This window comes from uncultured Allobosea sp. (assembly GCF_945957345.1).
Taxonomy (GTDB): domain Bacteria; phylum Pseudomonadota; class Alphaproteobacteria; order Rhizobiales; family Beijerinckiaceae; genus Allobosea.
Genome location: NZ_CAMFKW010000029.1, coordinates 60355 through 70516, shown reverse-complemented (window position 1 = coordinate 70516; position 10162 = coordinate 60355). Strand labels below are relative to the sequence as shown.

Below are 10162 nucleotides of genomic sequence, written 5' to 3'. Positions count from 1 at the left end.
TCTTCGTCGGCCTGCTCGTCGGCGTCATCCTGATCGTCGGCGGCCTGACCTTCTTCCCCGCACTCGCCGTCGGCCCGATCGTCGAGCATCTCGCGATGCTCGCGGGTCAGAGCTTCTGAGGAGGCCGCCATGGCAAGCTGCCTGCGCCAAATGCGCCGCGACGCCGTCCCCGCCTCCAAGGGAACGGACAGGGCGCCCCCGCGCCCTGCCAACCTCATCCTCGGCCTGACGGTCGCTTTGTTCCTCGTCCTGCTGCTCGCCCGGGCGCTCGCCGGCCTCGTCGCCTGAGCCACGCCCCAAACTTCTCCGCTGGAGCCTCTTATGAGCCAGTCCAAATCCGCGAGCCTGATCGACGCCCGGATCCTGCTGCCGGCCCTCGCCGACGCCTTCCGCAAGCTCGACCCGCGCAGCCTCGCCCGCAATCCGGTGATGTTCGTTGTCGCCGTGGTCTCCACGCTCACCACCATCCTCCTCGTCAAGGATCTCGCCACCGGAGGCGCCAATCTTGGCTTCTCCTTCCAGATCGTGCTCTGGCTCTGGTTCACCGTCCTCTTCGCCAATTTCGCCGAAGCGGTGGCGGAGGGGCGCGGCAAGGCCCAGGCTGACTCGCTGCGCAAGACCCGTAGCGAGACGGAAGCCAAGCTGCTCTCGGGCGATGACCGCAGCCAGTTCCGGCTCGTGCCCGGCACCTCGCTCAAGGTCGGCGACGTCGTGCTGGTCGAGGCCGGCGACATCATCCCGTCGGACGGCGAGGTGATCGAGGGTGTCGCCTCGGTGAACGAGGCAGCGATCACCGGCGAATCTGCCCCCGTGATCCGCGAATCCGGCGGCGACCGTTCGGCCGTGACCGGTGGCACGCAGGTGCTCTCCGACTGGATCCGCGTGCGCATCACCGCCGCAGCCGGCTCGACCTTCATCGACCGCATGATCGCGCTGGTCGAGGGCGCCGAGCGCCAGAAGACGCCGAACGAGATCGCGCTCAACATCCTGCTTGCCGGCATGACGCTGATCTTCGTGCTCGCGACCGTGACGATCCCGAGCTTCGCCACCTATGCCGGCGGCTATATCCCGGTCGTCGTTCTGGTCGCGCTGTTCGTGACGCTGATCCCGACCACGATCGGCGCGCTGCTCTCGGCCATCGGCATCGCCGGCATGGACCGGCTCGTGCGCTTCAACGTGCTCGCCATGTCCGGCCGTGCCGTCGAGGCCGCCGGCGACGTCGATACGCTGCTGCTCGACAAGACCGGCACGATCACGCTCGGCAACCGCCAGGCGACCGAGTTCCGCCCCGTCCGCGGCGTCAGCGAGCAGGAGCTGGCCGATGCCGCCCAGATCGCCTCGCTCGCCGACGAGACGCCGGAAGGCCGCTCGATCGTCGTGCTCGCCAAGGAGAAATACGCCATCCGCGCCCGCGACATGGGCTCGCTGCACGCGACCTTCGTGCCCTTCACTGCCCAGAGCCGGATGAGCGGCGTCGATCTCGAGGGGTCGCAGATTCGCAAGGGCGCGGTCGATGCCGTCCTGAAATATGTCGAGGGCGCCGGCACCGAGGCCGTGCGCGAGATCCAGGCCATCGCCGCCGAGATCGCCAAGGCCGGCGGCACCCCGCTCGCGGTCGCGCGAGACGGGCGGCTGCTCGGCGTCATCCACCTCAAGGATATCGTCAAGGGCGGCATCCGCGAGCGCTTCACGGAACTGCGCCGCATGGGCATCCGCACGGTGATGATCACCGGCGACAACCCGATGACCGCTGCCGCCATCGCGGCCGAGGCCGGCGTCGACGATTTCCTCGCTCAAGCCACCCCCGAGAACAAGCTCGCGCTGATCCGCGAGGAACAGGCCAAGGGCAAGCTCGTCGCCATGTGCGGCGATGGCACCAACGACGCCCCTGCCCTCGCCCAGGCCGATGTCGGCGTCGCCATGAACACTGGCACGGTCGCGGCCCGCGAGGCCGGCAACATGGTCGATCTCGATAGCGACCCGACCAAGCTCATCGAGATCGTCGAGATCGGCAAGCAGCTCCTGATGACGCGCGGCGCGCTGACGACCTTCTCGATCGCCAACGACGTCGCCAAGTATTTCGCGATCATCCCGGCGATGTTCCTGGCCTTCTATCCGCAGCTCGGCGCGCTCAACATCATGGGGCTGCAGACGCCGCAGAGCGCCATCCTCTCCGCGATCATCTTCAACGCTCTGATCATCGTCGCGCTGATCCCGCTCGCGCTGAAGGGCGTGAAGTACCGCGCCGTCGGTGCCGGCGCCCTGCTCAGCCGCAACCTGCTCGTCTACGGGCTCGGCGGCCTCGTCGTCCCCTTCATCGGCATCAAGGCCATCGACATGGCCATCACCGCTATCGGCCTCGTCTGAGGAATTCGACCATGCTCAAGCAGATCCGCCCCGCCCTCGTGATGATCGTCGCGCTGACCGCCATCACCGGCCTCGCCTACCCGCTGGCGATGACCGGCATCGCCCAGGCCGTCTTCCCGCGCCAGGCCAATGGCAGCCTGATCGAGAAGGACGGCAAGATCGTCGGCTCCAGCCTGATCGGCCAGAATTTCACCAGCGAGCGCTATTTCCACGGCCGCCCTTCGGCGACGACCGGAACCGACCCGAGCGACGCCACCAAGACTGTCGACGCGCCCTATAACGCGGCCAATTCCGGCGGCTCCAATCTCGGGCCGACCAATCCGAAGCTGATCGAGCGCATCAAGGCCGAGACCGAAAGGCTCAAGGCCGAGAACCCGGGCGCGCCGGTGCCGATGGAGCTGGTGACGACTTCCGGCAGCGGGCTCGACCCGCATATCTCGCCCGAGGCCGCCTATTTCCAGGTCGCGCGCGTTGCCAAGGCGCGCAACACGGCCCCCGCGACGCTCAAGGCGCTGGTCGATGCCCATATCGAGCAGCGCAAGCTCGGCTTCCTCGGCGAGCCCGTCGTCAACGTGCTTGCCTTGAACCTCGCTCTCGACGGCGCGATCCAGCGCTGACACAAAGACCCCGGCGGCGCATGTGGCGCCGCCGCTTTCCGTGCGGACCCGCATGACCATCGCCGACAGCCATCGCGAGACGAGAGGCAGGCCCTCCCCGGAGGCGCTGCTGGCGAGTGCCCAGCGCGAAGGGCGCGGGCGCCTGAAGATCTTCCTCGGCGCAGCGCCCGGCGTCGGCAAGACCTATGAGATGCTGACCTCCGGCCGCGCCCGCCGGGCCGAAGGGGTCGATGTCGTGATCGGCGTCGTCGAGACCCATGGCCGCAGCGAGACGAAAAGCTTGGTCGACGGCTTCGAGATCGTCCCGCGCCGGCTCGTCGACTACAAGGGTCGCGCGCTCGACGAGATGGACATCGACGCCATCCTGGCGCGCCGCCCCTCCCTCGTTCTCGTCGACGAGCTCGCCCATACCAACGCGCCGGGCAGCCGCCATCCCAAGCGCTATCTCGATGTCGAGGAATTGCTGTCGCGCGGCATCGACGTCTACACCACGCTCAACATCCAGCATGTCGAGAGCCTGAACGACGTCGTCGCCCAGATCACCCGCATCCGCGTGCGCGAGACCGTGCCGGATTCGATCGTCGACCGCGCCGACGACATCGAGATCATCGACCTGACGCCGGCCGACCTGATCAAACGCCTCGAAGAGGGCAAGGTCTATCTCGGCAAGACCGCCAAGCGCGCCGTCGCGAACTACTTCTCGCCGGGCAACCTGACAGCCCTGCGCGAGCTCGCGCTGCGCCGCACAGCGCAGCGGGTCGACGACCAGCTCCTCAGCCATATGCAGGAGCACGCGATCTCCGGGCCATGGGCGGCGGGCGAGCGCATCCTCGTCTGCATCGACGATAGCGCCGGGGCGCCTGCCCTGATCCGCCATGCCAAGCGGCAGGCCGACCGCCTGCGCGCTCCCTGGAGCGCGCTCCATGTCGAGACGCCCCAGGCAGCCGCGCTGCCGGAGGAGGCCAAGACCCGCATCGCCAACGCGCTCCGGCTCGCAGCGCAGCTCGGCGGCGAGGCCGTCACCCTGCCCGGCCAGGACGTCGCCGGCGAAATCCTGCGTCATGCCGCAGCCGGCAACGTCACCCAGATCATCGTCGGCAAGCCGGCAAAGTCCCGCTGGCGCGAATGGCTGCGCCCCTCGGTCTCGCATGAACTGATCAATCGAGCCGGCGATATCGGCGTGCATGTCGTCGCCTTGCGCGAACAGGCGGCGGAGAAGGATGGCGGGGTCTCGGCCATCGGCAAGTCCAGCTTCTCGCCCAAGCCCTATCTCGCGGCGCTGGCCTATGTCGCCGTCGCCCTTGGCGCAGCCGAATTGCTCAGCCAGATCATGGACCTGCGCAATATCGCGCTGGTCTTCCTCACCGCCGTGCTCGCCTCGGCCGTGACGGCAGGCCTGTGGCCAGCGCTGTTTGCCTCGGTCCTCAGCGCACTCGCGCTGAATTTCTTTTTCATCGCGCCGCTCTACACGCTCACGATCGCCGATCCCGAGAACGTCGTCGCGCTCGGCTTTTTCCTGCTCGTCGCACTCATCGCCTCGAACCTCACGGCCCGCGTCCAGCGCCAGGCCAATGCCGCCCGCCAGCGCGCCCGCACCACCGAGGACCTCTATCTCTTCTCCAAGAAACTCGCCGGCACCGGCACGCTCGACGACGTGCTCTGGGCCAGCGCCTTTCAGATCGCCTCGATGCTGCGCCTGCGTGTCGTGATCCTGATGCCCGAGGACGGAACGATCGCCGTCCGTGCCGGCTATCCGCCCGACGACACGCTGGTCGATGCCGATATCGCCGCCGCGCGCTGGGCCTGGGAGCATGACCGCCCCGCCGGGCGCGGCGCCGACACGCTTCCGGGCGCCAAAAGGCTCTACCTGCCCCTGCGCACCGGCCGCACCGCTATCGGCGTGATCGGCCTCGACGACGACAAGGAAGGCCCGCTTCTAACGCCAGAGCAGCAGCGCCTGCTCGATGCGCTGGCAGACCAGGCCGCCGTCGCCATCGAGCGCATCCAGCTCGTCGCCGATGTCGACCGCGCCAAGCTCGCGGCCGAGGCCGACCGCCTGCGCTCGGCCCTGCTGACCTCGATCTCGCATGATCTCAAGACGCCGCTCGCCTCGATCCTGGGCGCGGCCGGCACCTTGCGCGACTATCCCCAGGCCCTGCCGGAGGAGGACTACACCGCCCTGCTCGCGACCGTGATCGACGAATCCGAGCGGCTGAACCGCTTCATCGCCAATCTCCTCGACATGACCCGGATCGAATCCGGCGCGATGGAGCCGAACGCGGCGCTGGTCGATGTCGCCGACGTGGTCGGCAGCGCGCTCCGCCGCGCCAGCAAGATCACCGCCGGCCATCACGTCGAAACAGCCCTGCCCGGCGACCTGCCGATGCTCAGGCTCGATCCCGTCCTGTTCGAGCAGGTGCTGTTCAATCTCCTCGACAACGCCGCGAAATACGCCCCCGCCAGCAGCGCCATCGCCATACGCGCCCGGCAGGACGCCCGCGAGGTTCTGGTGACGGTGACCGACGAAGGGCCGGGCCTGCCGCCCGCCGATCTCGAACGCGTCTTCGACAGCTTCTACCGCGTCAGGAAGGGCGATCAGGTCCGTGCCGGAACCGGGCTCGGCCTCGCCATCTGCCGCGGTTTCGTCGAGGCGATGGGCGGCACGATCACGGCGGCCAACCGCACGGACCGCAGCGGTGCCGTCTTCACCCTCCGCATGCCGGCCGAGGCCACGCCCGAACAATTGGAACCACAGTCATGACGGCAACGGACATCAAGGTGCTGGTCGTGGACGACGAGCCGGCGATCCGCCGCCTGCTCCGCGTCGGCCTCTCGACCGAGGGCTACGCCATCCGCGAAGCCGCGACGGCGCGCGAGGCGATCGAGCGCATAGCCGAGGACCTGCCCGATCTCGTCATCCTCGATCTCGGCCTGCCCGACCTCTCCGGGCAGGAGCTCCTGCAGAAATGGCGTGCCGAAGCGCTGGCGTTGCCGATCGTCATCCTGTCGAGCCGCACCGACGAGGCCGGCATTGTCGAAGCCTTGGAAAACGGCGCCGACGACTATGTCACCAAGCCCTTCGGCATGAAGGAACTGGCGGCGCGTCTGCGCGTGGCGCTACGCCACAAGCTCCAGCAGCAGGGCGAGAAGCCGATTTTCCAGACCGGCGAGCTCTCGGTCGATCTGGTCAAGCGCATCGTCAGGCTGGGCGAGCAGGAGGTGAAGCTCTCGCCCAAGGAATACGACATCCTGCGCATCCTCGTGCAGCATGCCGGCAAGGTGCTGACCCACCAGTACCTCATGAAGCAGGTCTGGGGCGCCTCGGCCGATGTCCAGTACCTGCGCGTCTATGTCCGGCAGCTCCGCCAGAAGATCGAGCGCATCCCCGATCAGCCGCAATACATCACCACCGAGACCGGCGTCGGCTACCGCCTGCGCGAAGCTGAGTGAGCCCTGCCGCAAGGCCTAAGACTGATCCATGATTCCATCCGACATCATCCGCCCGCGTTCGATCGTCAGGCTGGCCGCGGCGACCAAGCCCGCCCTCTTTCGCGCCCTCGCAAAGAAAGCCGCCGCGCAGCTCTCCCTGCCCGAAGCCGCGATCCTCGAAGCACTGAACCGCCGCGAGGCATTGGGCTCGACCGGCGTCGGCGGCGGACTGGCGATGCCGCATGCGCCGGTCGAAGGGCTCACCGAGCCCTTCGGACTGCTGGCGCGATTGGAGAAGCCCGTCGCCTATGAGGCGATCGACGGCGCGCCGGTCGATCTCGTCTGCCTTGTGCTGACGCCGGTCAACGGCGGCAAGGGCCGCATCGATGCGCTGGCCTGCATCGCGAAGCGCCTGCGCCCGGCCGATATCCGCGAACGCATCCGCAAGGCCGCGGGGGGCGAAGACATCTACGCACTGCTGCTCGAAGAGAGCTGATCGGCCCTTGGCGGGCTCGACCCCGGCATCACCGGCAGGAGCGACGGCTTGCAGCCAGCCGGGAAGCCCGCACCGCGCGACAGGACGAATTCGTCCCGCGCGAACAGCTCCGCCAGCCAGTCCACGAAGACGCGCACCTTGTTGCTGAGATGGCGGTTCGGCGGATAGACGATGTGCAGCGGTTTCGGCGCCGCGCACCAGTCCAGCAGCAGCGGCACGAGCCGCCCGTCCGCGATCGGTACGCGCGCCATGAAGGTCGGTAACTGCATGATGCCATGGCTGGCGAGCCCGGCCGCGAGATAGCCCATCCCGTCATTGAGCGCGATCGTGTGGCGCCCGCTGACCTCGATCGTCTCGCTGCGGTTCTGATAGACCATGGACATGACCCGCCCCCCGAGCGCAGGGCGGTAGGCTACGATCTGGTGTCCGTTCTCGATATCGCGCGGATGCAGCGGTGTGCCGAAGCGCGCGAGATAGTCCGGCGTCGCGCAGGTGATGAGCTGCATCTCGCCGATCCGCCGCGCGATCAGGCTCTGGTCGACGATCTCGCCCGCCCGCACGGCACAGTCCAGATTCTCGCCGATCAGGTCGGCCGGCCGATCGCTCAGGCCAAGGTCGAGCTGGATATCGGGATAGCGCGCGTGGAACTCATGCAGCGCCGGGATGATCACAGAGATCGCCAGCGAGGAGCTGCAATCGACCCTGAGCCGCCCGCTCGGCCGTGCCTGCGCCAGGGTGAGGCTGGAATCGAGCTCGGAAAGTTCATCGAGCAGGCGCAGCGCCCGCTCGTAATAGGCGGCGCCGTCCATGGTCACGGTCACGCGCCGCGTCGTCCGGTTCAGCAGCTTGGCGCGCAGATGCGCCTCAAGCTGCTGGATCAGCTTGGTGACGGTCGGCTTCGGCATGTCCAGGAGATCGGCGGCGCGCGTGAAGGTCCCGGTCTCGACGACCCGCACGAAAGCCCGCATCGCGGCAAGCTGGTCCATAGGCCCTCAGATTATTTCCATAGGTGAACAATGAATGAGCAGATAGCGTATTTATTCCGGAATACCGATTCACTATCTCGTGCTGCAACGCAACAGCGAGGGTGAGTCATGCCCGCGATCGCCGCGCAGAAACTGCAACCGGTCCTCTCCGTCTTCTGGCGGGAGGAAACCCTGAGCGCCCGTGGAGAGACCTTCACCGGCCGGCTCTACGTGCCCGCCGAGGTCCCGGACAATGCCGGGCTCGTGCTGCACTTGCATGGCGGCCACTTCAACAGCGGCTCGCCAGCCGAAGGTCAGGCCGTCGCCACGGCCTTGACGGAAGCCGGCGCGGTCGTGTTCTCGCTCTCCTATCCGCTCGCGCCGGCACAGCGCTTCCCCGAGACGTTGGAGCGCATCTATGCAGCGCTGGAGGCTCTTGCCAGGGGGCGCAATCGCTGGGCGACGCGCAGCGCGCCGCTCTACATCGCCGGCGAGGAAGCCGGCGGCAATCTCGCGGCGGCGCTCGCCATGATGGCGCGCGATCGCGGCGGCCCGGCGCTCGCCGGCCAGATCCTGTTCTCGCCGATGCTCGACGCCTGCCTCGGCACAGCCTCGCTGCGCGGAGTCCAGGCCGGCCCCGTCGGCTGCCGCTGGGCCGATGGCTGGGCCGATTATCTCGGTACGCCCGAGCGCGCCGCCCACCCCTACGCCGCCCCGCTCCAGGCGACGCGCCTCACCGGCCTGCCGCCGGCCCTGCTGATCAGCGGACAGGACGACCCGATGCGTGACGAAGCCGCGCAATACGCCGATCGTCTCGGCCAGGCTGGCATCGCCGTCCGCCATGTCGAGTTCACCGCGCCCACCCGCTGGCCGCAGGCCTATGCGGATGCGGCGGAGGAAGGCTCCTGTCTCTGCAAGAGCTGTGGCGAGATCGCCGCCTTCTATGAACGGACCGCGCCCTCCTAGCGGCCCCTCTCTTTCGAACACCCCGAGCATTTCCAAGGAAGGACCGACCCCATGATTCCGGGAACGAACCGTCGCGGCCTTTTGGCCGGCCTCACCGCCTCCGTCGCACTGAGCGCCGTCGCGGTCTTTACCCTCTCCGGCACCCGCGCGCAGGGCGACACCGCCCCTGCGGCCTCGCCGGCCGTCCCCGTCTCAGTCGCGACCGTCGAGGCCCGCGAGATCGTGCCCTGGGCTGAATTCTCCGGCCGGCTGGAAGCGATCGAGCGCGTCGAACTGCGCTCGCGCGTCGCCGGCATCGTCGAGGCAGTGCATTTCCGCGAAGGCAATCTCGTGAAGCAGGGCGACCTGCTCGTCAGCATCGACCAAGCACCCTATCTCGCCGATCTCCAGCGGGCCGAGGCTCAGGTGCAGGGCGCGAAGGCCAGAGTCGCCCTTGCCGAGAGCGAGAACGAGCGCGGCCAGCAATTGCAGGCGACGCGTAACCTCTCCCAGCGCGACGTCGACACCCGCGTGAACAATCTGCGGGAAGCGCAGGCCAATCTGCAAGCAGCCGAGGCCGCTCGCCGCACGGCGCAGCTCAACCTCGACTACACCCAGATCCGCGCCCCGATCAGCGGCCGCATCGGCCGGCTCGACGTCACGATCGGCAACCTGATCGCGGCCGGCGGGCAGGTCCTGACCTCGCTGCTCTCGGTCGATCCGATCTATGCCGCCTTCAATGCCGACGAGCGCAGCGTGCTCGATGCACTGGCCTCGTTGCCGGACGGATCGCGCGCCTTGGAACAAATCCCGGTCCGGCTCACCACCGCAACGGCGCAGGCCGCACAGTTCACCGGCAAGCTGCATTTCGTCGATAACGGCATCGACGGCGCCAGCGGCACGGTGCGCGTGCGCGCCCGGCTCGACAACCCCGACGGCAAGCTGATGCCCGGCCAGTTCGTCCGGGTCCAGCTCGGCCAGGCCAGGGCCGAGCAGCAGCTCGTCATCAACGAGCGCGCCGTCGGCACCGACCAGAACAAGAAGTTCGTCTTCGTCGTCGGCGACGACGCCAAGGCTAACTGGCGCGAGGTCTCGCTCGGCGCCGCCCATGACGGCCTGCGCGTCGTCACGGCCGGCCTGAAGCCCGGCGAGCGCATCGTCGTCAACGGGCTCCAGCGCGTGCGCCCCGGCGCGACGGTCGCACCCGAGCCGGTGCCGATGGCGCAGAAGAGCGAACTGAAGAAGTCCGCGACCGAACTCGCGCAACGCTGACGTCAATGACCTGCCACGGATGCCGCAAGGGCGGGTCCGTGGCCGCAGGTCCAATAAGCCGCTCGAAAGGG

Annotated in this window: 10 protein-coding genes; 9 read left to right on the top strand and 1 reads right to left on the bottom strand. The window is 68.2% G+C overall.

Annotated features, from left to right (window positions below; translation table 11 throughout):
- The 7 genes from Q0Q36_RS15525 to Q0Q36_RS15495 form a co-directional block, all read left to right on the top strand.
- The coding region (locus Q0Q36_RS15525) for a potassium-transporting ATPase subunit KdpA (protein ID WP_293799139.1) at positions 1 to 119 on the top strand (119 nt) is incomplete at its 5' end.
- Positions 120 to 129: 10 nt separating this feature from the next.
- Positions 130 to 288: a hypothetical protein gene (locus Q0Q36_RS15520; RefSeq protein ID WP_293799135.1), complete on the top strand. Its 159-nt coding sequence runs from the start codon at positions 130 to 132 to the stop codon at positions 286 to 288.
- A 33-nt stretch (positions 289 to 321) separates the two neighbouring features.
- Positions 322 to 2367: a potassium-transporting ATPase subunit KdpB gene (gene kdpB / locus Q0Q36_RS15515; protein ID WP_293799134.1), complete on the top strand. Its 2046-nt coding sequence runs from the start codon at positions 322 to 324 to the stop codon at positions 2365 to 2367.
- An 11-nt stretch (positions 2368 to 2378) separates the two neighbouring features.
- Positions 2379 to 2984 carry a K(+)-transporting ATPase subunit C gene (locus Q0Q36_RS15510; protein WP_293799133.1) on the top strand — a complete coding sequence of 202 codons (606 nt, stop codon included), beginning with the start codon at positions 2379 to 2381 and terminating at the stop codon, positions 2982 to 2984.
- A 52-nt stretch (positions 2985 to 3036) separates the two neighbouring features.
- Complete coding sequence (locus Q0Q36_RS15505) at positions 3037 to 5745, top strand: sensor histidine kinase KdpD (protein WP_293799132.1); 2709 nt, start codon at positions 3037 to 3039, stop codon at positions 5743 to 5745.
- Complete coding sequence (locus Q0Q36_RS15500; protein WP_293799130.1) at positions 5742 to 6434, top strand: response regulator transcription factor; 693 nt, start codon at positions 5742 to 5744, stop codon at positions 6432 to 6434. The genes Q0Q36_RS15505 and Q0Q36_RS15500 overlap by 4 nt, the downstream gene beginning before the upstream one ends.
- Positions 6435 to 6462: 28 nt before the next feature.
- On the top strand, positions 6463 to 6909 hold the full coding sequence (locus tag Q0Q36_RS15495; protein ID WP_293799129.1) for a PTS sugar transporter subunit IIA: 447 nt from the start codon (positions 6463 to 6465) through the stop codon (positions 6907 to 6909).
- On the opposite strand, the gene Q0Q36_RS15490 is transcribed toward Q0Q36_RS15495, so the two are convergent.
- Positions 6882 to 7895 (bottom strand): LysR family transcriptional regulator, encoded by a 1014-nt coding sequence (locus tag Q0Q36_RS15490; RefSeq protein ID WP_293799128.1) that lies wholly within the window; start codon positions 7893 to 7895, stop codon positions 6882 to 6884. The two genes, Q0Q36_RS15495 and Q0Q36_RS15490, sit on opposite strands and share 28 nt — an antisense overlap.
- Before the next feature lie 108 nt (positions 7896 to 8003).
- On the opposite strand from Q0Q36_RS15490, the gene Q0Q36_RS15485 reads away from it, so the two are divergent.
- Together Q0Q36_RS15485 and Q0Q36_RS15480 are read left to right on the top strand one after the other, a co-directional pair.
- The gene (locus Q0Q36_RS15485; protein ID WP_293799127.1) at positions 8004 to 8840 is read left to right on the top strand and encodes an alpha/beta hydrolase fold domain-containing protein; all 837 of its coding nucleotides are present in this window, start codon (positions 8004 to 8006) and stop codon (positions 8838 to 8840) included.
- Between the two features lie 51 nt (positions 8841 to 8891).
- The gene (locus Q0Q36_RS15480) at positions 8892 to 10091 is read left to right on the top strand and encodes an efflux RND transporter periplasmic adaptor subunit (protein WP_293799126.1); all 1200 of its coding nucleotides are present in this window, start codon (positions 8892 to 8894) and stop codon (positions 10089 to 10091) included.
- The last annotated feature ends 71 nt before the right edge of the window (positions 10092 to 10162 follow it).